We start from the raw sequence: 25344 nt of genomic DNA on the forward strand, positions 1-25344 counted from the left end.
GGGCGCGGGCGGGCCCGCCCCGCCGTTGCGGGCGGACGGACCGGACCGGCCCGGCCGTTGCGGGCGGGCATGGACCCGCGACGGGCGCAAGCCCGCGACGAGCAGGCTCAACGAGCACCGGCCCACCAGGTGCCCGACGGCAGGTGGCAGTGGACGGGATCTCAGTTGATCATCGTGGCCGTCTGGAGGAAGGGTTCGATGGCGGCGCACCAGGCGTCGGGCTGCTCCCAGGGGAGGAGGTGGCCGGCGTCGGGGATTTCGGCGTAGGCGCCGCGCGGCAGCACCCGGACCATCTCCATGGCCTCGGCGCGGCCCAGTTCGGCGTCGAGGCCGCGGACGACGAGGGACGGGCACGACACCTGGGCGAGCTCTTCCCAATGGGCGTCATGGACCCAGGTCTCGCGGGCGGTGAGCATCTGCCGGCGGGAGAAGACGGGACGCCAGCCGTCGGAACGCTCGGCCATCACCTCGGCGAAGAACTCGCCTCGGGCGGGTCTGGGCCGCTCCAGGGTCGGGTCGTCCTCGCCGAACCACTTGCGGACATCCGCGAGGGTGGCGAACGGCAACGGCCATGACCGGAACCACTCGGTCCACTCGCGCTGCGAGGCCGCCCCGAGCGCCGAGGCCCGCATATCGCAGATGACCAGCGCACTGACCAGATCCGGTCTTCGGGCCGCTAACTGCCACGCCGTCAGGGCGCCCATGGCATGCCCGACAAGGGCGACCGGGGCGAGGCCGAGCTGCTCGATGGCCGCGATGGCGTCATCGACATACGCCTCGCGGTCGTACGGCCCGTCAGCGGGCTTCTCACTGCGGCCGTGGCCCCGCTGGTCCAGCGCGACGGGGCGGTGGCGCGCGCTCAGACGGCGCGCGGTGGCCGCCCAGTGCGAGGCGCGGCCCATCAGGCCGTGGAGCAGCAGGACGCCCGGTCGCTGCTCGCTCTCCTCCAGCCCGCCTCCGATCTTGGGCGGGTCGGTGAATTCCCAGGCGGCGAGGCTTACGCCGCCGATCCCTGTGACATCGATGCGCTGCACCATGTGCCCTGGCACCCCCAATCGTCCCTTGAGCAGCTCCACACTATCGAACCCCTATTCGAACGCGCCGCTCCGGCGCGCAATACCCCTCGTTCGAGTGACGTCACTCAAGGATTGGCCGCGCCCGCCACGGGGAGACATCTGCCGGGAGGCGGGCCCTACCGGGAAGGGGGCCCGTGGGGGAAGACCCTGGGAGCTCGGGGCTCCGGGTCTTGGGTGGGGGACATGGGGAGGCAGGGCCCCGGCTGCTCGCAGCGCCGGGGCCCTGACCGTCTCCGTACGACGTGGATGCATCCGAGCCCCCTCCCGGCCAGGACAGGCCGATGCGTGGCCAAGCGTCAGCGTGACACGGGACCGGCCGTATCGCACGGATTCGCACAAGTCCGTTCAACCGGAAAGAACTTGCCGAGCCCGCCGAGCAGCGCATCGGCGCAGCTCAACGGGCTCGGGGGGAGGGTTCGGGCGGAAGTGCGGAAAAGAAAGAGGCTGAAACTGCTTTCAGCGCTTGGCGACAAACACGTGTGAGGCGATCTCGGAGTCCAGCTCGGCGGCCTCGCCGCTGCTGCCGACCAGCACCCCGGCCGGCGACTCCGTCACGCTCACCACCGCGCCCGGCTGCACGCCGGCCCGCCGGAGGGTGTACATCAGCTGGGCGTCCGCCTGGATCGGCTCGCCGATCCGGCGCACCACGGCCGTCTTGCCGTCGGCCCCGGCGTCCAGATCCATCAGGCTCACCATGCCGGCGTCCAGGAACGGGTCGCCCCCGGCCTTCTCGCCGAGCTCTTCCAGTCCCGGGATGGGGTTGCCGTACGGCGACTCCGTCGGATGCCGCAGCAGCTCCACGACGCGGCGCTCGACCGCCTCGCTCATCACGTGCTCCCAGCGGCACGCCTCGGCGTGCACCTGCTCCCATTCGAGCCCGATGACGTCGACGAGCAGGCACTCGGCGAGGCGGTGCTTGCGCATCACCCGCGTCGCCAGCCGCCGGCCCTCTTCCGTCAGCTCCAGATGCCGGTCGCCCGCGACCGACAGCAGCCCGTCTCGCTCCATGCGCGCCACCGTCTGGCTCACCGTCGGGCCGCTCTGTTCGAGCCGCTCCGCGATGCGGGCGCGCATGGGCACCACACCCTCCTCTTCCAGCTCGAGGATGGTGCGGAGATACATCTCCGTGGTGTCGATCAGTCCGGACATGCGTGCCCCTAGATGTGTGGTGCGGTGGCCCTGGACTCAATTCTGACGCATCCCACCGACAACGGAGCCGCCTCGTCCGTCCGCGCGACCCTCACGGCCGTATTGACAGGGCACTGGTCCAGACCGCAACGTGATCCGCGCCACTGATCAGATACGACGAGATACGGCGAGATGCGACGTGATCCGACGAGAGGGGCCCGCGTCCATGGCTGAGAGCGACCGGAGCGACCGGCTGGCCGGGGAGTACTTCGACGCCGCGATCGATCTGCTGCGACAGGTCCGCGACGAAGAGGGCGACCGGATCACCGCGGCCGGGCGGCTGATCGCGGACACCGTCGCGGCGGGCGGCCGGGTCTTCTCCTTCGGCGCCGGGCACTCCTCGCTCCCCGCCCAGGACACGGTCTACCGTGCGGGCGGCCTGGCGATCATGAATCTGCTGTCCGTCCCGGGCGTGGTCGGCGTGGACGTACGGCCCGCGACCCTCGGCAGCGCCCTGGAGCGGGTCGACGGGCTGGCCGGGGCCGTCCTGGACACCAGCCCGCTGGAGGCGGGCGATGTGCTGGTGATCATCTCGCTCTCCGGGCGGAACTCGCTGCCCGTCGAGATGGCGATGAACGCCCGGGCCCTCGGCATCAAGGTCATCGGGGTGACGTCGGTGGCCTATGCGGACGCGACCACGTCCCGGCACGCCTCCGGCGGCTTCCTCAAGGACCACTGCGACCTGGTGCTGGACAGCCGGATCCCGGTCGGCGACGCCGAGTTGACGATGCCGGGCATCGACGCGCCGTTCGCCCCCGCCTCGACGGTCGTCACCAGCACGATCATGCAGGCCGTAGTGGCGACGGCCGCGGGCGCCCTTGCCGAGCGGGGCATCGACCCGCCGCTGCTGCGCTCCGGGAACGTCGACGGCGGGCACGACTGGAACGCCCGCGTGATGAGCGAGTACGCGGACCGGATCTTCTACCGGCAGTGATCGAGCGGCCGGGCGAGAGCGACGGCGCGGCCCGGAGCGACCGCCCGTCCCGGAGCGAACGCCCGCCTCAGAGCAGCGGTACATCTCAGGGCAGCGGTGCGCCTCAGGGCAGCGGTGCTTCTCAGAGGGACGCCGCGCCCGCGAGGTCGAGGGCGGTGGCGATCCGGGCCGCGACCTCTTCGGCGTAGTCCGCGTCCGCGCGGTCGAAGGGGCGGCGCGCGGGTGCCCGCAGAAACGTTGCGACGCCGAGCGTGCGGCCCCGGCTGCGCAGCACCACACACAGGCCGTGGACGGTGCCGTCCGGCCAGTTGCGGGCCGCCGCCCAGCCCTCGGGCGAGGCCGGCCCGGCGCTCGTACGCACCGAGCCGCGCCGCTCGTACGCCTGGAACGCGGGGTGCCCCGGCACGTACGGCGTGGGGATACCGGTCGCCGGCAGCGTCTTCGAGGGCCCCGGCGACCCGGCCGGGGAGGCCAACGCCCGCACCAGCCGGGGCGCGCCGCGCCGCGGGCGCCGACCCGCATCCACGCGGGTGACGGCGGCCGCCGGGGAGCCGGCCGACGGGAAACCGGAGGGCGGGGAGCCGGCCGGCAGGGAGCCGTCGGACGCGTCGGAGCCGTCGGAGCCGTCGGAGGTACCGGAGCCGTCGGCCGCTTCGTCCGCCGCCCCGCCCTCCCCTCCGGCACCGGCACCAGCACCAGCACCGGCGCCGCCTGCGTCGTCGGCCTCCCCGGCGCCCTGTGCATCGCCGTATCCGGCCGCTCCGTATTCGGCATCGCCGTACGTGTCCTCGTACGCGTGGCCGTACGTATCGCCGTATGCGTCGTCGAAGGCATCGCTCTCGGCGACCGCGCCGTACGGCTTCGGTGCGGGGGTCATGGCGAGGTCGACCAGGCCGTGGTCGGCGAAGCCCGCCAGGGCGAAGTCGAGGTGGACGGCGGCGGCCTCGGCGGGGTCGGGGCAGTCGGCGGCCGCCCGGCCGGCCCGGTGGAGCTGATGGGCGCGGAAGCGCAGCAGGGAGCTGTCCTGCTCGGCGCGCTTGGTGTCCGTGACGTCCTGGAAGAGCCAGGCCACGCCCAGCGGCACCGGCTCCTCCGCCAGCGGGGAGGCCAGCCGGACGAAGCCGCTGCGCCAGCACCGGCGCGGCAGCTCGGCCTCCTCGGAGCGCAGCGTCACCCACAGCTCGGCCACGGCCGGCGGTGCGCCCTCGGCGAGGACGTGCTGCAGGGCGCACTCCACCTCCTCGACGCCCTGGGCCAGCAGCTCGCCCAGGGGGCGACCGAGCAGGGCGGTGCGTCCGACGCCCAGGGCGCGGGCGGCATGCGCGTTGACGACGGCGGGCCGCAGATCGGCGTCTATCAGCACCACGCCCCACGACGCGTCCTCGAACAGGGCCTCGCTGAGTGCGATGGACCGTTCGAGATCCAACTGGGTGTGCACCTCGCTGAAGGCGCAGTACACCCCCGCGACCCGGCCGCCGGGACCGCGGACCGCGGAGGCCTGGGTGCGGACCAGAACGCGGTGGCCGTCCTTGGTCAGCAGGGCGAACTCCTGCACCTGGCGGCCCGGGGAACGCATGGCGGCCGCGAGTGCGGCGTCGATTTCGTCGGCGTCCTCCTTGCGGACCGCCCAGCCGGCCAGGCCCGTACGGCCGACGGCTTCGGTGGTGGTCCAGCCCAGGATGCGTTCGGCTTCGTGGTTCCAGTGGGTGACGGTGCCGTCCGCGGCGAAGGCGACCAGGGCGGCGTCCATGCCGTCCAGGAGCGCGGCGAGCAGACCGGAGTCATCGGTCTCGTCGGCGGAGCAGCGCGCCGCCGACGAGGCAGAAGAAGCTGACGAAGCAGTCACTGGCACCCCTTACGAACGCGGCCGCACGTGCTCCACCTGGGAACATTCAACTGGAACGTGACACACCACACAGCCGATTCGCGGAAATCGTTGCGCATGGGAAATTCCCTTGAATGCGGCCGCACAGGTTCCTAGTCTGTGGAGCACACGAGAAGGGAGGTGGTTCGGCAGATGATTTCGCACCGGACGCGTGAGGTGGCTGCGGGCTAGCGGCCCGTCGCTTCACCCGAAGTGCAGCGCCGGACCAGCGCATTCTGCAGATGCGCAGCCGGCCAATCCCAAGCAGTCACCCGACCCGCGGGCTGCCGGTTCGTCCGACCGGCCCTCTGCGCCACCGAGCGCGGAGGAAACAGCCCGCGGGTCGTCTGCGTCTTCCGCCCGTCGCCCGCATGATCTGCTTCTGCACACGACGGGCAGCCGTCGCGGCCGGGCGAGAGCCGCTGCGCGGTGCCGTTTCCAGGTGCCGGGCCCGCCGTCAGGGCGCCAGGCGCTCCACCCGCCAGGACCCGTCCTCGCGCACGTACCGCAGCCGGTCGTGCAGCCGGTTGAGCCGGCCCTGCCAGAATTCGATCGTCTCGGCGGCGATCCGGTAGCCGCCCCAGTGCGGCGGCGCCGGCACCTGCTCGCCCTCCGGGTAGCGGGCCGCCAATTCCTCGTAGGCCTGCTCCAGTTCGTCGCGCGAGGCGACCGGGGCGGACTGGTCGCTGGCCCAGGCGCCGAGCTGGGAGCCGTGCGGGCGGGTGCGGAAGTAGGCCGCGGTCTCGTCCCGGCCGATGCGTTCCGCGGTGCCGTTCACCACGACCTGACGGGCGAGCGGGTGCCACGGGAAGAGCAGCGAGACGGCCGGATTTTCGGCCAGTTCACGACCCTTCCGGCTGTTGTAGTTGGTGAAGAACACGAAGCCGCGGTCGTCGAACGCCTTGAGGAGCACGGTCCGCGAGCTCGGCCGGCCGGCGGCGTCCGCGGTGGAGACGACCATCGCGTTCGGCTCGTGCAGACCAGCCACGGTCGCGTCCTTGAACCAGCGCGCGAACTGGTCGTACGGGCCGGCGGCGAGGTCGGACTCGACGAGTCCCTCGGCGCGGTAGTGCGCACGCATGGAGGAGGGATCGGGGTTCTCGGCATGAGGCGCGTCGACGGGGTGCACGGGCTCATCTTGCAACATCCGGTCCCGCGCGGTCAGCCGGGAGGGGCGGAAGTCTGCCCCTCGTCGACCTGCCGTAACCCTCCCGTCGGCAGATCGACCATTGTGCGGAGTCTCACCCCTCCGCGCAGGTGAGGGACCCGCCAAAATGAGGAGGCGGACCACTGTGGCCTCCGGACAGGGAGAGCTATCGTGTCCGTCCGGCCTCAACGACGCACCACACGGGCCTGCCCGCGGTCCGACCCACCGCGGACAAGACCGTCGCGTGACCCACGCCCTGGCGGGGCATCACCGGCGTGACCGGTACGGACCGCGAGCTGCCCGGCGCAGCCGCGTAACCGCACCGGTAGCGCACCGCACACCTAGGACTCGACCGCACGGCAGCCGGTCACGGACCGTTTGCCGTCCCCATCTTGAGGAGCTGCCTGATGTCCGACTTCGTACCCGGACTCGAGGGAATCATCGCGTTCGAGACGGAGATCGCCGAACCGGATAAGGAAGGCGGCTCTCTCCGCTATCGCGGGGTCGACATCGAAGACCTCGTAGGGAAGGTGTCCTTCGGCAACGTCTGGGGGCTGCTGGTCGACGGGGCGTTCAACCCCGGTCTGCCGCCCGCCGAGCCGTTCCCGATTCCCGTGCACTCCGGTGACATCCGGGTCGATGTGCAGTCGGCGCTCGCCATGCTCGCGCCCGTGTGGGGCCTGAAGCCGCTGCTGGACATCGACGAGGCGACGGCCCGTGACAACCTTGCCCGGGCCGCGGTGATGGCCCTGTCGTACGTGGCCCAGTCGGCGCGTGGGCCGGGCCTGCCGATGGTGCCGCAGAAGGAGATCGACACGGCGGAGACCGTCGTGGAGCGCTTCATGAAGCGCTGGCGCGGGGAGCCCGACCCCCAGCACGTCAAGGCCGTCGACGCCTACTGGACCTCGGCCGCCGAGCACGGCATGAACCCCTCCACCTTCACCGCCCGCTCCATCGCCTCCACGGGCGCGGACGTGGCGGCCGCGCTGTCCGGCGCGGTCGGCGCGATGTCCGGTCCGCTGCACGGCGGGGCGCCCTCCCGCGTCCTCGGCATGATCGAGGAGATCGAGCGGTCCGGCGACGCCTCCGCGTACGTCCGGCAGGCGCTGGACAAGGGCGAGCGGCTGATGGGCTTCGGCCACCGCGTCTACCGTGCCGAGGACCCGCGGGCGCGGGTGCTGCGGCGCACCGCCAAGGAGCTGGGCGCCCCGCGCTTCGAGATCGCCGAGGCGCTGGAGAAGGCTGCGCTGGAGGAACTGCGCAGCCGCCGTCCCGACCGGGTGCTGGCCACCAACGTCGAGTTCTGGGCGGCCATCGTCCTGGACTTCGCCGAGGTCCCGGCGCACATGTTCACCTCGATGTTCACCTGCGCCCGTACGGCCGGGTGGAGCGCGCACATCTTGGAGCAGAAGCGGACGGGCCGACTGGTCCGGCCGTCGGCCCGGTATGTGGGCCCGCCGGTGCGTGGCCCGCAGGAAATTGCGGGGTACTCCGATATTGCGCCTCGCTAATTCTTTGGCTTCCCACGTTTTTGGCTTTTCCGCCGTTGTTGTTGCTCGCCGTTGCCCGCCCGCTAACGCGGTGCGCTCGTCGTTGCGCCTGGTGGCGGCTTCCAACGTTGTCGGCTGTCCCGCCGTGGTGGTTTGTCGCCGTTGCGCCTGCGGCGGGCGGGGTCCGCTGCGCGGGGCTGTGGGTGCGGTGACGGGCCTGCGGGGCCTGGTGTGTGGACTGCTTCGCTTTACGTCCACACACCAGGCCCCTCCGGCCCGTCCCCTCCCGTGGGGGAGTAAGTGAAGGCCGGTGGGGGCGGGCCGTCGCTGTGGCCGTTCTGGCCCTTGCCGGTCGTACCGGGGGACGCGTTTCTGCGTGATCACGAGGCGCACCGGACCCGTCACGTCGCCCCCCACTCACGTTTTCCCTCCCACCCACGGGAGGGGACGGGCCTGCGCGGGTGGGGGTGTCCGGACGTAAAGCGAAGCAGTCCGGACACCCCCACCCGCGCAGGCCCGTCACCGCACCCCGACAGCCCCGCGCAGCGGCCCCGCCCGCCGCAGGCGCAACGACGACAAACCCCCACGCCGGGACCGGCAAAGCGCAGCGGACGGGCCCGCCGCAGGCGCAACGACGGGCGCACCGCGTCAGCGGGCGGGAAACGGCGAGCAACCCCCACGGCGGGAAAGCCGAAAACGTGGGAAGCGCTACCCCAAAGGGCTTAGCTGGGAGTCGATGATCTTGGCCCATTGCTCGACCACCCGGTCACGACGAGCCGTGTCGTCGGTCAGCAGATTCGCCAGGCCCAGGCCGCGGGCCATGTCGAGCAGTCCCTGGACCGTTTCCCGGACGCCGGGCACCGCCTCGTCCGCGTCCAGGAGGGCGACCGCCGTGCGATGGGCCTCCCGGCCGACCTTGGCTTCCAGGGCGGTGACCCGGTCACGCAGCGGCTCCTCGTCGGAGGCGGCGACCCACAGGTGCAGCGCGGCGCGGAACAGCGGGCCCGTGTAGAGGCCGACCAGCTCCTCGACGATGATCCAGGTGCGGGCCACGGAGCCGGCCGGCGGCAGGTTGCGGGCGACGGCCTTGACCGCGCCCTGACGCTTCTCGGCGACGTGTTCCACGGCCGCCGTGAACAGGTCTTCGCGGGTGCGGAAGTGGTGCTGGGCCGCGCCCCGTGAGACGCCGGCGCGCTCGGCGACCACGGAGACCGTGCTGCCGCTCCAGCCGCGTTCGGCCAGGCAGGAGACGGCGGCCTCCAGCAGTTTGAGGCGGGTGGCGCGGCTGCGTTCCTGCTGGGGCTGCTTGGGGCCGCGGGCGGGGGTCAGCGCGCCCATGCCGGGGCCCGTCGTTCCAGGAAGGCGGTCATGCCCTCGCGGGCCTCGGCGGAGCCGAAGAGTCGTGCGGACTGTTCGGCCAGCGCCTCGGTGTCGCGGTCGAAGGCCGCCAGCACCTCTGCCGTGACCAGCTTCTTCGACTCGGCCAGCCCCTGGGGCGACCCTTTGCGCAGCCCCTCCAGTACGGGCGCGAGGCCGGTGTCGACCTCGTCTGCCGCGAGCGTGACCAGGCCGATCCTGGCGGCCTCCGCCGCGCCGAACTTCTCACCGGTCAGGTAGTAGCGGCCGGCCGCGCGCGGGTCCAGCCGCGGCAGCAGCGGCAGGGAGATGACGGCGGGGGCGAGGCCGAGGCGGGCCTCGGTGAACGCGAAGGTGGCGGCGGGCCCGGCCACGGAGATGTCGCAGGCGCCGAGCAGGCCGAGGCCCCCGGCCCGGACATGCCCGGTGACCCGCGCGACGACCGGTTTGGGCAGCGCCACGATGCTGCGCAGCAGCCGGGCCAGGCCCAGCGGCCCGTCCTTCGCCGAGCCCGAGGTGGCCTCGGAGAGGTCCGCCCCGGCGCAGAACGTGCCGCCGGTGTGGGTGAGCACGACGGCGCGGGTGGCGTCGTCGGCGGCGGCGTCGGCGAAGGCCTGGCCGAGTTCGGCGACCAGTCGGTTGGAGAGGGCGTTGCGGTTGTGCGGGGAGTCCAGGGTGAGGGTGGTGATGCCGTGCTCGTGGGAGCGCGGGACCAGGGTCGTGGCGGGTGCGTCGGTCATCGGGGCGTCGAGCTCCTTTCCCTGGCGCGCAGTTCGCGCCGCAGGATCTTTCCGGTGGTGGCGCGCGGCACGCTCTCCAGGAATTCCACGCGGCGCACTTTCTTGTACGGGGCGACCTGCCCGGCAACGTACGCGATGACCTCGTCCTCGCTCAGCCGGGCCCCCCGCTGCCGGACCACGAACGCCTTGGGCACCTCGTTGCCGTCCGTGTCCTCGACCCCGATGACCGCCGCGTCGGCGATGGCGTCGTGCGCGAGCAGCAGCGCTTCGAGGTCCGCGGGGGCGACCTGGTAGCCCTTGTATTTGATCAACTCCTTGACGCGGTCGACCACATACAGCCAGCCGTCCTCGTCCGCCCGCCCGACGTCGCCGGTGTGCAGCCAGCCGTCGGGGTCGATCATCGCGTCGGTGGCGGCGGGCCGCCCGAGGTAGCCCTTCATGACCTGCGGGCCGCGGATGAGGATCTCGCCGCTGTGCCCCGGCGGCACGTCCTCGCCGGACTCCAGGGACACCAGCCGCATCTCGGTGTTGGGGATCAGCTTGCCGACGGCGCCCGGCGGCGGGTTCGGCGTGTCGAGCGGTACGACATGGGTGCCGGGCGAGAGTTCGGTCATCCCGTAGGCCTGCAGGACCGGCGGCAGGCCGAGCCGCCGGGAGCAGGCCGCCGCCAGCTCGGCGTCCAGGGGCGCCGCGGCGGAGACCAGGTACCGCAGGGAGGACAGGTCGTACTCGGCGACCAGGGGGTGTTTGGCCAGGGCGAGCACGATCGGGGGCGCGACGTAGACGGCCGTGATGCGGTGCTGCTCGATGGCGGCGAGGAACTGCCGCAGGTCGAAGCGGGGCAGGACGACGACGGTGGCGCCGTTGCGCAGCGGGGCGTTCATCAGGGCGGTCAGCCCGTAGATGTGGAAGAAGGGCAGCACCGCCAGCACCCGGTCGTCCGGGCCGTTGGAGACCAGCGGGGTGAGCTGGGCGAGGTTGGTGGCGATGCTGCGGTGGGTGAGCATCACGCCCTTGGGAGAGCCGGTGGTGCCCGAGGAGTAGGGCAGTGCGGCCAGGTCGTCGGCCGGGTCGAGGGTGACGGACGGTTCCGGGTCGGTGCAGGTGAGGAGGTCCTGGACACAGCGGTGGCCCTCGGCCCGGTCGCAGACGAGGATCTCGGCGATCCCGCCGGTCCGCGCCGCGGCGGCGCGGGCGGTGTCCAGCAGCGCCGATACGGTCACGATCCAGCGGGCCCCGGAGTCCGCCAGCTGTTGGGCGAACTCGCCCTCGGTGGCCAGCGGGTGGACGGTGGTGACCGCCGCGCCGCAGCGCGAGGCGGCGTAGAAGACGACGGGGAAGAGCACGCTGTTCGGGCTGTGCAGGGCGAGCACCTCGCCCTTGCGGACCCCGGCCGCCGTGAGGGCGGCCGCGAGCCGGCGGCTGAAGTGGTCCAGCCGGTCGTAGCCGAGGGTGGTGCCGTCGAGGCCGTCGATCAGGGCGGGCCGGTCGCCGTACTCGGCCGCCCGCCCGAGGACGGCCTCGTGGATCGGCAGCTCTACGGGCGCGACGTCGGCGTACTCGCTGTGGAAGACGTGGGACACCATGCCGGGGCCTTTCCCTTCGACGGTGGGTACGGCGGGGCGGGTACGGCGGGGTGGTGCGGGGCGGGGCGGCACCGGTGGCACGGGTACTGGTCGGCCGGGCAGCCGGTCAGCCGGTCAGCCGGTCTGCGACTGCCACACGGGCACGGGCAGCAGCATGGCGCGCTCAGTACGACTTGGGCAGTCCCAGGGACTGGTGCGAGACGAAGTTGAGGGTCATCTCGCGGCTGACGGGGGCGATCCGCGCCGCCCGGGCGACGTTCACCAGGACGGCCGTCCCGTAGTGGTGGGTGAGTCGCGCCAAAGGGACTGCTGTGCCCATGAGTTCTGCCCCCTCGCTGCGCTGGACTAGCGGCCTTCAGAGGGTGACAGCGGCAGCAAGAACAATCAAGCGTGCTTGCATAATTTGCGACGTGCACCGAGCGCCCGCCCAGTCACGTTTCCGACGGCCACACCTTCCCCGTAGGCTCAACGGCGCCAGTACGGCGAACGGCCCACCCCGGATGCCCCGGGGCGGGCCCAGTCGCTCGACCGCGTCCTGACAGGCGCCCGCCGCACTCGACGCCGGCGACTACACGAACCGGAACGTGATCGAGCGCCGCTACTGCCACATCACTGCCAGGTGGCTGTCTCCGGGTCGATCCCGTGAGCGCGCGCGCACTCGTCGATGCTTTGCCGAAACCAGGAGGCCAGCCCGACCCGGATTCCGTCGTAGTGGGCAGAGAAGCCAGGGTCGGACTCGAACATTCTCCCCAGGCACACCTGCATCTGTCGCGTGAGCGGGAAGAAATGGGAAAATACTTCGCGGTGGCGTTCGACGAGCGCGTTCGCTTCCGGGCCGCCCGGAAGGAAACCCTGATCCAGGGCGTTGCCCAGATCGAGCTGCAACGTGGACATCGCCGCGGAGAGCGACTGCCATTGCTCCCGCGTGCGAGAAGCGGACCGCTCGGCGAACTGTGCCCATTGCACAGAATCCCCCCACACGGTGCGGGCCTGCCGGGATCGATGGGCGTCCCAGTCCGCCCCGAAGATCTCCGACTGCGCTTCATCGTTGAGGAGGATGCCCCGCTCGTGAGCCTCGGTCATCCGTTCCAGGCGCTCGTCGAGCTGTTGCAGGTCCTGGATGCGCTCGGCGAGCTGGGCACGCTGCTCACGCAAGGTAGCGCCGATCTCCGCTGTCGCGTCATCGAGAACCTCACGCACCGCGTCCAGCCCGAGACCAGCCTCCCGGTACGCGACGATTCGATGCAGCCGTTGCAGGTCCGGGTCGGTGTACTGGCGATAGCCGGCGGTGGTGCGCACGGACGGCGACGCCAAGCCGATCTCGTCCCAATGATGAAGCGTGCGGACGGTCACTCCCACCAGCTCAGCGGCCGCGCCCACCGTGACGCCGTCACGGCTGTCGCGCTCGCTTTCAACCATGGACACCATTGTGGCCCCCCTCCGCCGATCCCGGGGCGAAGATTCCGGCCGAGGCGAGATCATGCGCTTCCTGGCTGTCAGGATCGAACTCCTGCGCCGCGGTGAACACGACCCGCGCACCCTCGGGGGTGATCACCTCGACGTCGCGAGTACGCCACGGCGTATCCCGCGGCCCCGTCACGCTGCCCGGCACGAGCTCCGAACACGCCTTGACGAGGGGATCGATCTCGCTCAGCACGCATAAGAAACTCACACTCATCGCCGGCACTTCGGGCACCTCGGCACCGGCCTCCGCAGGAACGAGCAGGACATCCTGGAACGCCCACCGGCGCAGGTGGACCACCTGCCCCGGGATGCTGAACAGCTCGATGAAGCCGAACCCTCGCACCCAGAAATCCGTCGACGCCGCCAAGTCCGACGTCGGAACCGTCACGAACACCGGCATCGCGTAGATGCCGCGGAACACCTCTGGTGCAACCGCCTTCGGTCCACGCTCGGATACGGGGCCCATTTCGAATGCGTTGAAGAAATCGCTCATGCCGCCTACCGTCCCCCCTCACGCAACGTGAGGGTCAAGCCGCATGGCGCGCTCAGTACGACTTGGGCAGTCCCAGGGACTGGTGCGAGACGAAGTTGAGGATCATTTCGCGGCTGACCGGGGCGATCCGTGCCACCCGGGCGGCGGTGATCAGGGAGGCGAGGCCGTACTCCTGGGTGAGGCCGTTGCCGCCGAGGGTGTGCACGGCCTGGTCGACGGCGTGGACCGCGGCCTCGGCCGCCGCGTACTTGGCCATGTTGGCGGCCTCCCCCGCGGCCATGTCGTCGCCCGCGTCGTAGAGGTGCGCCGCCTTCTGCATCATCAGCCGGGCGAGTTCCAGCTCGATATGGGCCTGGGCCAGGGGGTGGGCGATGGCCTGGTGGGCGCCGATGGGCTCCTTCCACACCTGGCGGGTACGGGCGTAGTCCACGGCCCGGTCGAGGGCGTAGCGGCCCATCCCCAGGGCGAACGCGGCGGTCATGATCCGCTCCGGGTTGAGCCCCGCGAAGAGCTGGAGGAGCCCTGCGTCCTCGTCGCCGACCAGCGCGTCGGCGGGCAGCCGGACCTCGTCCAGGGTCAGTTCGAACTGCTTCTCCGGGGCGGCGAGTTCCATCGCGATCGGGCGGCGGCCGAAGCCGGGGGTCTCGCGCGGGACGATGAACAGGCAGGGCTTGAGGCGGCCGGTCCTGGCGTCCTCGGTGCGGCCGACGATCAGGGTCGCGTCGGCGATGTCGACGCCGGAGATGAAGACCTTGCGGCCGTTGAGGACCCAGTCACTGCCTTCCTTGCGGGCGGTGGTCGTGATGCGGTGCGAGTTGGAGCCGGCGTCCGGCTCGGTGATGCCGAAGGCCATCTTGCGGGTGCCGTCCGCGAGGCCCGGGAGCCAGGTCCGCTTCTGCTCCTCGGTGCCGAACCGGGCGAGGACCGTGCCGCAGATGGCGGGCGAGACGACCATCATCAGCAGCGGGCAGCCGGCCGCGCCCAGCTCCTCCAGGACGAGGGAGAGTTCGACGATGCCGCCGCCTCCACCGCCGTACTCCTCGGGGAGGTTGACGCCGAGGTAGCCGAGCTTGGCGGCCTCCGCCCAGAGTTCGTCGGTGTGCGCGCCCTCGGCCACGACGCGGGTGACGTAGTCGCGGCCGTAGCGCTTGCCGAGCGCGGCGACGGCGTCGCGCAGGGCGCGGTGCTCGTCGGATTCGAGCGTCGGGGTGCCCATGGGGTCTCCTCGGGTCGTGGTGGCGGTGGCTGTTGCGGTGATCTGTTGCGGTGCCTCTGTTGCTTCGTTTGGGGCGGGGGTCTTTCGGGTGCAGCGATTGGCGCCTGCGGCGGTGTGGGGTGGGGTGGGGTGGGGGTGGGGTGGGGCCCGGATGTGGTGCGGTCGGTGTCGGGGCCTCCGGGGCGGGTGCCGCCGGAGGGGTGACGGGTTCCAGCCCGGTGGGGCGGTGGCGGGCTACCTGGCTTGTCAGTCCGTGACGACCGCCAGCAGCGTGCCCACCTCTACCTGTTGGCCGGGGCGTACGGGGAGGGCGGTGAGGGTGCCGGCGGCGGGGGCGGTGATCTTGTGTTCCATCTTCATGGCCTCCAGCCACAGCAGGGGGCGGCCCGCCTCGACCTGGTCGCCCTCGGTGAGGCCGTCCGCGATGCGTACGACCGTGCCGGGCATCGGCGCCAGCAGGGAGCCGGGTTCCGTACGGGCGGTGGGGTCGGGGAAGCGGGGCAGCGCGGTCAGGGCGCAGGAGGTGGTGGCGCCCCCGCGGGGTGAGGGGGTCGCGTCGACGTGGACCCGGTCGCCGTAGCGGGCGACCGCGAAACGGCGCCGCAGGCCGTCGACTTCGAGCACCACCTCGTCGGGGTCCAGGGCGAGCAGGCGTACGTCCGGGAAGCCCTCGGCGGACAGGCCGTCCCGGCCGAGCCGGTAGCGGATCTCGTACTCGGTGCCCGCGCAGGCGTAGGTCTTGACCTGCGGCCCGGCGGGGACGTTGCGGAAGCCGCCGAAGCGGGAGCGGCCGTGGGCGTCGGCGAGGGCCGCGGCGAGGGCGAAGAGGTCCGTCCTGCCGTCGCCGGGCTCGGTCAGTGCGGTGAGGTTGCGGTCGTAGAAGCCGGTGTCCAGCGCGCCGGGGTCGGTGAACTCCGGGTGGTGCAGGGACCGTACGAGCAGGTCGCGGTTGGTGACCGGGCCGTGGACACGGGCCCGCTCCAGGGCGCCCGCCAGTTTCCGTACGGCCTCGTCGCGGCTCGGCGCCCAGGCGATGACCTTGGCGAGCATCGGGTCGTAGTGGACGCCGATGGTGTCGCCGTCGGTCACCCCGGAGTCCAGGCGGACGCCGTCGGGCAGTTCCAGCCGGTGCAGGGTGCCGGTCTGCGGCTGCCAGCCGGCCGCGGGGTCCTCCGCGTACAGCCGTGCTTCCACGGCGTGTCCGTGCGGCCGCGGCGGCTCGGGGTCCAGGGGGCGGCCCTCGGCGACCCGTAGTTGGAGGGCGACCAGGTCGAGGCCGTGGATGGCCTCGGTGACCGGGTGTTCGACCTGGAGGCGGGTGTTCATCTCCAGGAAGTACGCCCGGCCGTCCGCGACCAGGAACTCCACGGTGCCCGCGCCCCGATAGCCGATGGCGCGCGCGGCCTGTTCCGCGGCCCGGTGGAGGGTGGTGCGCAGCGCGTCGGACAGGCCGGGGGCCGGGGCCTCCTCGATGACCTTCTGGTGGCGGCGCTGGAGGGAGCAGTCGCGGGTGCCGAGGGTCCAGACCGTCCCGTGCGCATCGGCGAGGATCTGCACCTCGACATGGCGGCCGCCGACGACGTACGGCTCGACGAACACCTCTCCGTCGCCGAAGGCGGCCGCCGCTTCGGCCTTGGCCGCCGTCAGCTCCTCGTCGAGGGCGGCGAGTTCGGTGACCACACGCATCCCGCGGCCGCCGCCGCCCGCCGCCGCCTTCACCAGCAGCGGCAGATCGGCCTCGGTGGCCGCTCCGGGGTCGACGGGGGCCAGCAGCGGCACCCCGGCCTCGGCCATCAGCTCCTTGGCCCGCGTCTTGGACGCCATGGACTCGATGGCGGCGGGCGGCGGCCCGATCCAGGCCAGGCCGGCGTCGGCCACCGCGGCGGCGAAACCGGCGTTCTCGGAGAGGAAGCCGTAGCCGGGGTGGATGGCGTCGGCGCCCGCGGCCCGCGCGGCCCGCACCAGCAGGTCGCCGCGCAGATAGGTGTCGGCCGGGGCGTCGCCCGGGAGCCGTACGGCGACATCCGCCTCCCGGACGTGCGGGGCGCCCGCATCCGCGTCGGAGTGCACGGCGACGGTGGAGATGCCCAGCTCACGGCACGTGCGGAAGACCCGCCGGGCTATTTCGCCGCGGTTGGCGACGAGTACGGAACGGATCACTTCTGCCTCACATCCGGAAGACGCCGAAGCCGCCCCGCGCGCCCTCGACCGGGGCGTTGTGGAGGGCGGACAGACACAGGCCGAGGACGGTTCGGGTGTCGCGCGGGTCGATGACGCCGTCGTCGTAGAGCCGCCCCGACAGGAACATCGGCAGCGACTCCGACTCGATCTGCTGCTCGACCATCGCGCGCAGCCCGGCGTCCGCCTCGTCGTCGTACGGCTGCCCCTTGGCCGCGGCCGAGGCGCGGGCGACGATCGAGAGCACCCCGGCCAGCTGCTGCGGCCCCATCACGGCGGACTTGGCGCTCGGCCAGGCGAACAGGAACCGGGGGTCGAAGGCGCGGCCGCACATGCCGTAGTGCCCGGCGCCGTACGAGGCGCCCATGAGGACGGACAGATGCGGGACCGTCGAGTTCGACACCGCATTGATCATCATCGCGCCGTGCTTGATGATGCCGCCCTGCTCGTACTCCTTGCCGACCATGTAGCCGGTGGTGTTGTGGAGGAAGAGCAGCGGGATGTCGCGCTGGTTGGCCAGCTGGATGAACTGCGCGGCCTTCTGGGACTCCGCGCTGAACAGAACGCCCTGCGCGTTGGCGAGGATGCCGACCGGGTAGCCGTGCAGTTCGGCCCAGCCGGTGGCCAGGCTCGGGCCGTAGAGCGGCTTGAACTCGTCGAAGTCCGAGCCGTCCACGATCCGGGCGATGACCTCGCGCGGGTCGAACGGCGCCTTGAGGTCGCCGGGGACGATGCCGAGCAGTTCTTCCTCGTCGTACTTCGGCGGGGCGGCCGGGCCCGGCTCCGGCTGTGCCTTGCGCCAGTTGAGGCGGGCGACGACCCGCCGGGCCTGGCGCAGCGCGTCCGGCTCGTCCACGGCGAAGTAGTCCGCGAGCCCGGAGGTGCGGGCGTGCATCTCGGCGCCGCCCAGCGACTCGTCGTCGCTCTCCTCGCCGGTCGCCATCTTCACCAGCGGCGGGCCGCCCAGGAACACCTTGGCGCGCTCCTTGACCATGATCACGTGGTCGGACATCCCCGGGACGTAGGCGCCGCCCGCGGTCGAGTTGCCGAAGACCACGGCGATGGTCGGGATGCCGGCCGCGGACAGCCGGGTGAGGTCCTTGAACAGCGCCCCGCCCGGGATGAAGATCTCCTTCTGGCTGGGCAGATCGGCGCCGCCGGACTCGACGAGCGAGATCAGCGGCAGCCGGTTGGCGGAGGCGATCTCGTTGGCCCGCAGCGCCTTCTTCAGCGACCAGGGATTGCTGGCGCCGCCGCGCACCGTCGGGTCGTTGGCGGTGATCAGACATTCCACGCCCGAGACCGTGCCGATGCCGGTGACCAGCGAGGCGCCGACCTGATGGTCGCTGCCCCAGGCCGCGAGCGGCGACAGCTCCAGGAACGGCGTATCGGGGTCGACGAGCAGCTCGATCCGCTCCCGGGCGAGCAGCTTGCCGCGCCCCCGGTGCCGGGCGACGTACTTCTCCCCGCCGCCCGCCGTCGCCTTGGCGTGTTCGGCCTCGACCTCCGCCAGCTTCGCGAGCATCGCCTCACGACGCTCCGCGTACTCGGCACCCGCCGGGTCGAGCCCGGTTGCGAGCACGGTCACCACAACACCTCCGGTATGTCCATGTGCCGCGCGCGCAGCCACTCCCCCACGGCCTTGGCCTGCGGGTCGAACCGGGCCTGGGCCGCGACGCCCTCGCCGAGCAGCCCGTCGACGACGAAGTTGAGCGCGCGCAGATTCGGCAGTACGTGCCGGTCGACCGACAGGTCCGCGGTCTCGGGGAGCAGTTGCCTGAACCGCTCGACGGTCAGCTCGTGTGCCAGCCACCGCCAGGCCTGGTCGGTCCGGGCCCACACCCCGACGTTCGCCGAGCCGCCCTTGTCACCACTGCGGGCGCCGACGACCCGGCCGAGCGGGCCGCGCCGGGCCGGCCCGGCGGGCAGCGGCCCGGGGAGCGGAGGGTCGGGCAGCCGAACCAACTCCTGGGTATGGTGGGCTGGCTGAACGCCGATACGGGTGCCGTCCGGCAGTACGGCGAGGTGCGGCACCTCGGCCGCGTCCACCGCCACCGCCTCGAAGACCCCGTACGGGGTGCCCTTGCCGGGCGGCGCGGTGACGTGGAAGCCGGGGTAGCTGGCCAGCGCCAGCTCGATCGCGGCGCCGCTGACCACCCGCCCCACCGCGTCCTGGTCGGCGTCCCGCACCACCAGCCGCAGCAGGGCGCTCGCCTCCTCCTGGACCTCCGCGTCGTCGTGGTCGGTGCGGGCCAGCGTCCAGCGCACCTCGGCCGGGCGGTTCCCCGCCGCGTCGAAGGCCGCCTCCATCTGCCGGCGGACCAGCACCGCCTTGGCCGTCACGTCCAGCCCGGTCAGGACGAAGGTGACCTCGTTGCGCCAGCCGCCGAGGCGGGTCAGGCCGGTCTTGAGGGTCGGCGGCGGCGCCTCGCCGCGCACCCCGTCGATCCGGACCCGGTCCGGCCCCTCCTCCGTGAGTCGCACGGTGTCCAGCCGCGCCGTCACATCGGGCCCGGCGTAGCGGGCACCGGCCGTCTCGTAGAGCAGTTGGGCGGTGACCGTGCCGGTGGTGACGGCGCCGCCGGTCCCCGGGTGCTTGGTGATCACACAGCTGCCGTCGGCGGCGATCTCGGCGAGCGGGAAGCCGGGCCGCAGCAGGTCGTGGGCGCCGAAGAAGGAGTAGTTGCCGCCGGTGGCCTGGGTGCCGCATTCGAGGACGTGCCCGGCGACCACCGCCCCGGCCAGCTGGTCCAGATCCTCGGGCCGCCAGCCGAAGTGCGCCTGCGCCGCGCCGCTGACCAGCGCGGCATCGGTGACCCGCCCGGTCACCACCACATCGGCCCCGGCCCGCAGACACGCCGCGATCCCCCCGCCGCCCAGGTAGGCGTTGGCGGTCAGCACGCCGTCGCCCCACCCCCCGCGCGCCAGCAGGTCGTCGCCCTCCACATGTGCCACGCGTACGGGCACGCCGGCCTTCTGCGCCACCTCCCGTACGGCGTCGGCGAGTCCGGCCGGGTTGAGCCCGCCCGCGTTGGCGACGATCCGCACCCCGCGCTCGACGGCCAGGCCGATCGCGTCCTCCCACTGCCGAAGGAAGGTCCTCGCATAGCCGCGCGTGGGGTCCTTCAGACGGTCCCTGCCGAGGATCAGCATGGTCAGCTCGGCGAGGTAGTCGCCGGTCAGTACGTCGAGGGGCCCGCCGGTGAGCATCTCGCGCAGCGCGTCGAAGCGGTCGCCGTAGAAGCCGGAGGCGTTGCCGATGCGCAGGACGGCGGGGTCGGCGCCGATGGGGCGGACGGGGGCGGGGGGCCGGGTGGGGTGTGGGGTGGGGTGCTGTGCGGAGTGCGGGGCGTCGTTCGCGGGGTGCGGGTCGTTCACGGGGTTCGCGTCGTTCGCGGGGTGCGGGTCGTTCACGGGGTGCCCGCCGCTCATGCGGCGCCGTCCTTCCCGGACGGCTCCCGGCCCTTCCCCGGCGGGCCCGCGAAGGCCTGGGCGATCCCCAGCCAGCGCTGCGCGTCCGCCCCTTCGGCCCGCAGGGACGGCAGGTCGGCACGGTGCGCCCGCTGGGTCACCAGCAGACAGAACTCCCGCGCGTCCCCGGTCACCCGCTGCCCGGCGTCCGGCGGCCCGTACTCCCACACCGTGCCGTCCGGGGCCCGCAGCTCGACCCGGAACTCCTCGTCGGGCGGGGTGAGTTGATGTGTCGCATAGGCGAAGTCGCGGGTCCGCACCCCGATCCGGGCGATATGCCGCAGCCGGGCGGTGGGGGCCCGGACGGCACCGAGCGCATCGGCGACGTCCTGCCCGTGCGCCCAGGTCTCCATCAGGCGCGCGGTGGCCATCGACGCCACGCTCATCGGCGGCCCGTACCAGGGCAGCTTCTCGCCCGCCGGCCGCTCCGCGAGCGCCCGGAGCAGCTTTTCACGGCCCGACCGCCAGTACGCGAGCAGCTCCGCGGGCGGCACCTTGGCCCCCGCCTCGGCAGCCTCGTCGACGAACGTCAGGGGCGAGGCGAGCGCTTCCTGCGCGGCCCGCAGGAACCCCTCCGGGTCGGTGGCCGAGAGCAGCGCCTGCCGGTCGGTCCAGGCCAGGTGGGCGATCTGATGGCTGACGGTCCAGCCGTCGGCGGGCGTCGGGGCCGCCCAGCGCTCGGCCGGCAGCCCGGCGACCAGCGCGTCCAGCTCCTCGCTCTCCGCCCTGAGATCCGCCAGTACGGCGCCGGGATCGGACACGCGGCACTCCCCTCATCGGCCCCATGTGGCCGACGGCCAGGGCAGGTTGACAGGTGCTGTGGTGCGGTACGGGTCCGAGCGTGGCAGCGCGGCAAGAAACAATCAAGCACGCCTGCATGATTTTCTGCTCCGCCGACGCCTTTGCGACAGGACCGCTGACGGGATACGGCCGCGGGGCGGTCGAGTGCGTGCCCGGCGGCGGCGCGCCCCGGAGGAGGGAACGCCGCCGTCTGCGGACGAGGGGGCGCGCCCGTCCACGTCCGTCGTACCGGCGCAAGACCGCCCGCCGGCCGCACACGAGTACCTGGGCACGTCGGCTGCCACCGCGAACGCGCCCGGCTCAACGAGTACGGCCGCCGGCCCCTGCGCACCGCCGCCGACGCGGCCCGTCCCGCCTGAACGGTCCGGGGAACCATGGTGATGCGGGGCGCATTTCCCGTGCTGCACGAAGTCGCCGAAAAACTGCGAATTGGCGGACCGTCAGCCACGCGGCGGGCATGCTGTAGGGGAAGGGGAGGGCGATATGACGCGGGGACGGAAGATTGCGATCATTGTCCTGGGGGCGGCGGGAGTGGTCTCCACGCCGCTGATCTGGCTGCTGGGCACTCCCGGTGCGGGCGATCTGGCCGGGGCCTCCATTCAGGCCGCCGTCGGTATCGCGGCCTTGGTCTGGACGCTGTTTCAGCCCCCGGGAAATGACGCAGAGGATACGGCCGTCCGGACCGGGTCGGCGCGCGCGAGCGGCGGAGGCAGGGCCACCGCAGGAATCAGGCGCCCCCAGGGCCACGGCAGCGGATCAGCGAAGGCGGAGGACACCGGGAACGCCACCGCAACCGGCGACGGCAGCAGTGCCACCAGCGGCATCGACTACACCTGATCGGCCCGGTCACAGCGCAGGCGGCAAGGACGAGGGGAGCAGCGATCGCATGAGCCGAAAAGACGCGCGCCAACAGGGCCCCGACGACACCGTCCCCCACATCACGGTGGCCGACACCGGGGACGCGACGGCCACTTCCCAAGGCATGTCCGTGACCGGATACCTCGGCCCCGCCCCGGGAACCGGCCGCGCTCCCTGCTCTCCGGCGCACGTGTCCCACACCGGGCACGCGAACGCCGCCACAGGCGGAATCGCCAACACCGGCTACATCGGCGCGCTGACCGTGCAGCAGCGTGGCCCCCAGGAACCGGCCGACTGGCCCCACCAGGTAGGCGTCATCCCGCCCGCGGCGCGGTCCTTCCTGCACCGTGCCGAGGCCGAGCGCCTACGGACGAGGGTCGACGGCGGCGGCACCGCCGTGCTGACCCAGCTGCTGACCGGCATGGGCGGGGTGGGCAAGACCCAGCTCGCCGCCGACTACGCCCGCACCGCCTGGGACAACGCCGGCGAAACGGGCGGCCTGGACGTCCTGGTCTGGGTCAACGCGAGCGCCCGCTCCCCCATCGTGACCGGATATGCCCAGGCCGGCATCGAGCTGTGCCGGGCCGACCCCAGCGACCCCGAACATGCCGCGCGGACGTTCCTGGCCTGGCTGACCCCGAAGGCCGGAGCGAAGCCATTCCGGTGGCTGATCGTCCTGGACGACGTCACCGACCCCGCCGACCTGCACGACCTGTGGCCCCCCGCCAGCCCTCACGGCCGCACCCTGGTCACCACCCGCCGTCGGGACGCCGCCCTCGACCCGGACGGCCACCACACCATCAAGATCGGCCTGTTCACCAAGGACGAAGCCCTCACCTACCTCACCACCTCCCTGACCGGCCGCGACGAACCCACCGACGAGCTCGCCGCCCTGGCCGAGGACCTCGGATACCTGCCCCTGGCACTCACCCAGGCCACCGCCTACCTCATCGACACCGGCGAGACCGTGGCCGCCTACCGCCGCCTGCTGGCCGACCGAACCACCACACTCAGCGCCATCGCCCCTGGCGCCTTGCCCGACAACCAGGCGCTCCCTCTGGACGCCGCCTGGTCCCTGTCCATCGACCGCGCAGACACCCTCCGCCCCGCCGGCCTGGCCCGCCCCATGCTCCGGCTCGCCTCCATGCTGGACCCCAACGGCATCCCGCACACCGTTCTGACCAGCGAGCCCGTCCTGACCTACCTCACCGCGCACCGCACCCCGACCGGTGAGCACCCCGTCGGGGAACAGGCCCCGGTCTCCCCCCGGGACGCGGTGCACGCCCTGCGAGCCCTGCACCGGCTCAGCCTCATCGACCACACCCCCGACACTCCGCACCAGGCCGTCCGCGCCCACCAGCTCATCCAGCGCGCCACCCGCGACACCCTCACCCCCCACGAGCACGATCAGCTCGCGCGTACAGCCGCCGACGCCCTCGTGGCCGCCTGGCCCGATATCGAACGCGACACCAACCTCGTCCAGACCCTGCGCGCCAACACCACCGCCCTCACCGGCCACGCCGAAGACGTCATGTACCAATCCGACACTGTCCATGAGGTGCTCATCTACGCCGGCTACAGCCTGGGCCACACCGGCCAAGTTGCTGCCGCCGTCGAGCATTTCCACCGCATGGCCGATGTCGCCCACGGCCGCCTGGGACCGGACCACCCCGTCACCCTCACCATCCGGGGTGAACTTTTCCGCTTCCGGGGTGAGGCGGGGGATGCCGCCGGGGCTGTCACTGCCTACGCCGAACTGCTGGAGGACGTGGTGCGCGTGCTCGGCGATGACCACGCCTTCACCCTCGCCACCCGGCACAATCTCGCCCGCTTCCGGGGTGAGACGGGGGATGCCGCCGGAGCTGCCACTGCCTACGCCGAACTACGGGAGCACATGGTGCGCGTGCTCGGCGATGACCACGCCTTCACCCTCGCCACCCGGCACAATCTCGCCCGCTTCCGGGGTGAGACGGGGGATACCGCCGGAGCTGCCACTGCCTACGCCGAACTACTGGAGCAAAGGGTGCGACTGTTGGGCCCGGACCATCCCGACACCCTCACCACCCGGGGCGAACTCGCGCGCATCCGGGGTCTGGCGGAGGATGCTGCCGGAGCCGCGGACGCCTTCGCCGAACTGCTGGAGCACATGGTGCGAGTGCTGGGCCCGGACCACCCCGACACCCTCACCACCCGGGGCAATGTCCTTCGTTTTCGGGGTCAGATGGGGGATGCGGCCGAGGCTGCCACTGCCTACGCCGAACTGCTGGAGCACATGGTGCGAGTGCTGGGCCCGGACCACCCCGACACCCTCACCACCCGGCACAATCTCGCCTACTGGCGGGGGGAGGCGGGGGATGCGGCCGGAGCCGCGAACGCCTACGCCGAGCTCCTCGCCGACCGGGTGCGCGTGCTCGGCGACGACCACCCCTCCACCCTCACCACCCGGGGCAATATCGCCTACTGGCAGGGAAGGGCGGGGGATGCGGCCGGAGCCGCGAACGCCTTCGCCGAGCTTCTCGCCGACCGGGTGCGCGTGCAGGGCGAGAGCCACCCCGACACCCTCGACACCCGGCGCTATGTCGCCCGCTGGCGGGGAAAGGCGGGGGATGCGGCCGGAGCCGCGGACGCCTTCGCCGAACTGCTGGAGCACATAGTGCCAGTGCTCGGCGATGACCATCCCGACACTCTCACCACCCGGGGCAATATCGCCTACTGGCGGGGGGAGGCGGGGGATGCGGCCGGAGCCGCGAACGCCTTCGCCGAGCTTCTCGCCGACCGGGTGCGCGTGCTGGGCGAGGGCCACCCCGACACCCTCGACACCCGGCGCTATGTCGCCCGCTGGCGGGGAAAGGCGGGGGATGCGGCCGGAGCCGCGGACGCCTTCGCCGAACTGCTGGAGCACATAGTGCCAGTGCTCGGCGATGACCATCCCGACACTCTCACCACCCGGGGCAATATCGCCTACTGGCGGGGGGAGGCGGGGGATGCGGCCGGAGCCGCGAACGCCTTCGCCGAGCTTCTCGCCGACCGGGTGCGCGTGCAGGGCGCTGACCATCCCAACACCCTCACCACGCGGCACAATCTCGCCTATTGCCGGGGAAGGGCGGGGGATGCGGCCGGAGCCGCGAACGCCTTCGCCGAGCTTCTCGCCGACCGGGTGCGCGTGCAGGGCGAGAGCCACCCCGACACCCTCACCACCCTGCGCCATGTCGCGCACTGGCGGGGAAAGGCGGGGGATACGGCCGGAGCCGCGGACGCCTACGCCGAACTGCTGGAGCACATGGTGCCGGGTGCCGGGCGATGGACATCCCGGAACCCGGACCTATGGCGCCGACTGGCGGGGGACGCGGCCGTTGGGGACGCGGCCGTTGATGAATCGACCGATTCCTGAGGAAGATCAGAAAGTGGCGGCGTGCGACTCGCCCGGAACCGGATCATGCGCGAGAAACGGTGCGGTGTCGGCCCATCGGTGCCCTGGACGA

Annotated in this window: 18 protein-coding genes and 1 pseudogene; 4 read left to right on the forward strand and 15 right to left on the reverse strand. The window is 72.3% G+C overall.

Annotated features, from left to right (window positions below):
• Window positions 1-161: 161 nt before the first annotated feature.
• Complete coding sequence (locus Scani_RS06995; RefSeq protein WP_159471032.1) at window positions 162-1037, reverse strand: alpha/beta fold hydrolase; 876 nt, start codon at window positions 1035-1037, stop codon at window positions 162-164.
• Window positions 1038-1532: 495 nt separating this feature from the next.
• On the reverse strand, window positions 1533-2225 hold the full coding sequence (locus tag Scani_RS07000; protein ID WP_159471034.1) for an iron-dependent transcriptional repressor DtxR: 693 nt from the start codon (window positions 2223-2225) through the stop codon (window positions 1533-1535).
• 205 nt (window positions 2226-2430) lie between these two features.
• Here Scani_RS07000 and Scani_RS07005 point away from each other — a divergent pair, with 205 nt between their 5' ends.
• Window positions 2431-3198 carry an SIS domain-containing protein gene (locus Scani_RS07005; protein WP_159471036.1) on the forward strand — a complete coding sequence of 256 codons (768 nt, stop codon included), beginning with the start codon at window positions 2431-2433 and terminating at the stop codon, window positions 3196-3198.
• A 121-nt stretch (window positions 3199-3319) separates the two neighbouring features.
• Here the strand turns inward: Scani_RS07005 and Scani_RS07010 are convergent, their stop codons facing one another.
• On the reverse strand, window positions 3320-5044 hold the full coding sequence (locus Scani_RS07010) for a PAS domain-containing protein (protein WP_159471038.1): 1725 nt from the start codon (window positions 5042-5044) through the stop codon (window positions 3320-3322).
• 475 nt (window positions 5045-5519) lie between these two features.
• Complete coding sequence (gene pdxH / locus Scani_RS07015; RefSeq protein ID WP_159471837.1) at window positions 5520-6143, reverse strand: pyridoxamine 5'-phosphate oxidase; 624 nt, start codon at window positions 6141-6143, stop codon at window positions 5520-5522.
• A 473-nt stretch (window positions 6144-6616) separates the two neighbouring features.
• Here pdxH and Scani_RS07020 point away from each other — a divergent pair, with 473 nt between their 5' ends.
• Window positions 6617-7720, forward strand: coding sequence for a citrate synthase 2 (locus Scani_RS07020; RefSeq protein ID WP_174872626.1), 1104 nt, complete (start codon window positions 6617-6619; stop codon window positions 7718-7720).
• Between the two features lie 687 nt (window positions 7721-8407).
• Here Scani_RS07020 and Scani_RS07025 read toward each other — a convergent pair.
• The 11 genes and pseudogenes from Scani_RS07025 to Scani_RS07075 form a co-directional block, all read right to left on the reverse strand.
• A complete protein-coding gene (locus Scani_RS07025) occupies window positions 8408-9037 on the reverse strand; it encodes a TetR/AcrR family transcriptional regulator (RefSeq protein ID WP_159471042.1) in 630 nt (209 codons plus the stop codon).
• Window positions 9025-9795, reverse strand: coding sequence for an enoyl-CoA hydratase family protein (locus Scani_RS07030; protein WP_159471044.1), 771 nt, complete (start codon window positions 9793-9795; stop codon window positions 9025-9027). Before Scani_RS07030 ends, Scani_RS07025 begins: the two co-directional genes overlap by 13 nt.
• The gene (locus Scani_RS07035; protein WP_159471046.1) at window positions 9792-11381 is read right to left on the reverse strand and encodes a 4-coumarate--CoA ligase family protein; all 1590 of its coding nucleotides are present in this window, start codon (window positions 11379-11381) and stop codon (window positions 9792-9794) included. The genes Scani_RS07030 and Scani_RS07035 overlap by 4 nt, the downstream gene beginning before the upstream one ends.
• A 163-nt stretch (window positions 11382-11544) precedes the next feature.
• A pseudogene (locus Scani_RS07040) lies at window positions 11545-11673 on the reverse strand (acyl-CoA dehydrogenase); the annotation flags it as partial.
• 317 nt (window positions 11674-11990) lie between these two features.
• Window positions 11991-12800: a MerR family transcriptional regulator gene (locus Scani_RS07045; protein ID WP_218039158.1), complete on the reverse strand. Its 810-nt coding sequence runs from the start codon at window positions 12798-12800 to the stop codon at window positions 11991-11993.
• Window positions 12793-13338: a VOC family protein gene (locus Scani_RS07050; protein WP_159471050.1), complete on the reverse strand. Its 546-nt coding sequence runs from the start codon at window positions 13336-13338 to the stop codon at window positions 12793-12795. Before Scani_RS07050 ends, Scani_RS07045 begins: the two co-directional genes overlap by 8 nt.
• Before the next feature lie 52 nt (window positions 13339-13390).
• On the reverse strand, window positions 13391-14554 hold the full coding sequence (locus tag Scani_RS07055; RefSeq protein ID WP_159471052.1) for an acyl-CoA dehydrogenase family protein: 1164 nt from the start codon (window positions 14552-14554) through the stop codon (window positions 13391-13393).
• 246 nt (window positions 14555-14800) lie between these two features.
• A complete protein-coding gene (locus tag Scani_RS07060) occupies window positions 14801-16714 on the reverse strand; it encodes an acetyl/propionyl/methylcrotonyl-CoA carboxylase subunit alpha (RefSeq protein ID WP_159471054.1) in 1914 nt (637 codons plus the stop codon).
• Between the two features lie 7 nt (window positions 16715-16721).
• Window positions 16722-18320 (reverse strand): acyl-CoA carboxylase subunit beta, encoded by a 1599-nt coding sequence (locus Scani_RS07065; protein WP_159471056.1) that lies wholly within the window; start codon window positions 18318-18320, stop codon window positions 16722-16724.
• Window positions 18317-20020 (reverse strand): acyclic terpene utilization AtuA family protein, encoded by a 1704-nt coding sequence (locus Scani_RS07070; RefSeq protein ID WP_159471839.1) that lies wholly within the window; start codon window positions 20018-20020, stop codon window positions 18317-18319. The genes Scani_RS07065 and Scani_RS07070 overlap by 4 nt, the downstream gene beginning before the upstream one ends.
• Window positions 20021-20160: 140 nt before the next feature.
• On the reverse strand, window positions 20161-20964 hold the full coding sequence (locus tag Scani_RS07075) for a TIGR03084 family metal-binding protein (protein ID WP_159471058.1): 804 nt from the start codon (window positions 20962-20964) through the stop codon (window positions 20161-20163).
• A gap of 523 nt (window positions 20965-21487) precedes the next feature.
• Between Scani_RS07075 and Scani_RS07080 the strand changes: the two genes are divergently transcribed.
• Window positions 21488-21841 (forward strand): hypothetical protein, encoded by a 354-nt coding sequence (locus Scani_RS07080; protein WP_174872627.1) that lies wholly within the window; start codon window positions 21488-21490, stop codon window positions 21839-21841.
• 49 nt (window positions 21842-21890) lie between these two features.
• On the forward strand, window positions 21891-25253 hold the full coding sequence (locus Scani_RS07085) for a tetratricopeptide repeat protein (protein WP_246295532.1): 3363 nt from the start codon (window positions 21891-21893) through the stop codon (window positions 25251-25253).
• The last annotated feature ends 91 nt before the right edge of the window (window positions 25254-25344 follow it).

The sequence above is a fragment of the Streptomyces caniferus genome (assembly GCF_009811555.1).
GTDB lineage: Bacteria > Actinomycetota > Actinomycetes > Streptomycetales > Streptomycetaceae > Streptomyces > Streptomyces caniferus.

Bases quoted from the DNA above. Each gene is read 5' to 3' on its own strand.
- Scani_RS06995 (WP_159471032.1), bottom strand. From the start codon at position 1,037: ATGGTGCAGCGCATCGATGTCACAGGGATCGGCGGCGTAAGCCTCGCC.
- Scani_RS07000 (WP_159471034.1), bottom strand. From the start codon at position 2,225: ATGTCCGGACTGATCGACACCACGGAGATGTATCTCCGCACCATCCTC.
- Scani_RS07005 (WP_159471036.1), top strand. From the start codon at position 2,431: ATGGCTGAGAGCGACCGGAGCGACCGGCTGGCCGGGGAGTACTTCGAC.
- pdxH (WP_159471837.1), bottom strand. From the start codon at position 6,143: ATGCGTGCGCACTACCGCGCCGAGGGACTCGTCGAGTCCGACCTCGCC.
- Scani_RS07020 (WP_174872626.1), top strand. From the start codon at position 6,617: ATGTCCGACTTCGTACCCGGACTCGAGGGAATCATCGCGTTCGAGACG.
- Scani_RS07025 (WP_159471042.1), bottom strand. From the start codon at position 9,037: ATGGGCGCGCTGACCCCCGCCCGCGGCCCCAAGCAGCCCCAGCAGGAA.
- Scani_RS07030 (WP_159471044.1), bottom strand. From the start codon at position 9,795: ATGACCGACGCACCCGCCACGACCCTGGTCCCGCGCTCCCACGAGCAC.
- Scani_RS07035 (WP_159471046.1), bottom strand. From the start codon at position 11,381: ATGGTGTCCCACGTCTTCCACAGCGAGTACGCCGACGTCGCGCCCGTA.
- Scani_RS07045 (WP_218039158.1), bottom strand. From the start codon at position 12,800: ATGGTTGAAAGCGAGCGCGACAGCCGTGACGGCGTCACGGTGGGCGCG.
- Scani_RS07050 (WP_159471050.1), bottom strand. From the start codon at position 13,338: ATGAGCGATTTCTTCAACGCATTCGAAATGGGCCCCGTATCCGAGCGT.
- Scani_RS07055 (WP_159471052.1), bottom strand. From the start codon at position 14,554: ATGGGCACCCCGACGCTCGAATCCGACGAGCACCGCGCCCTGCGCGAC.
- Scani_RS07080 (WP_174872627.1), top strand. From the start codon at position 21,488: ATGACGCGGGGACGGAAGATTGCGATCATTGTCCTGGGGGCGGCGGGA.
- Scani_RS07085 (WP_246295532.1), top strand. From the start codon at position 21,891: ATGAGCCGAAAAGACGCGCGCCAACAGGGCCCCGACGACACCGTCCCC.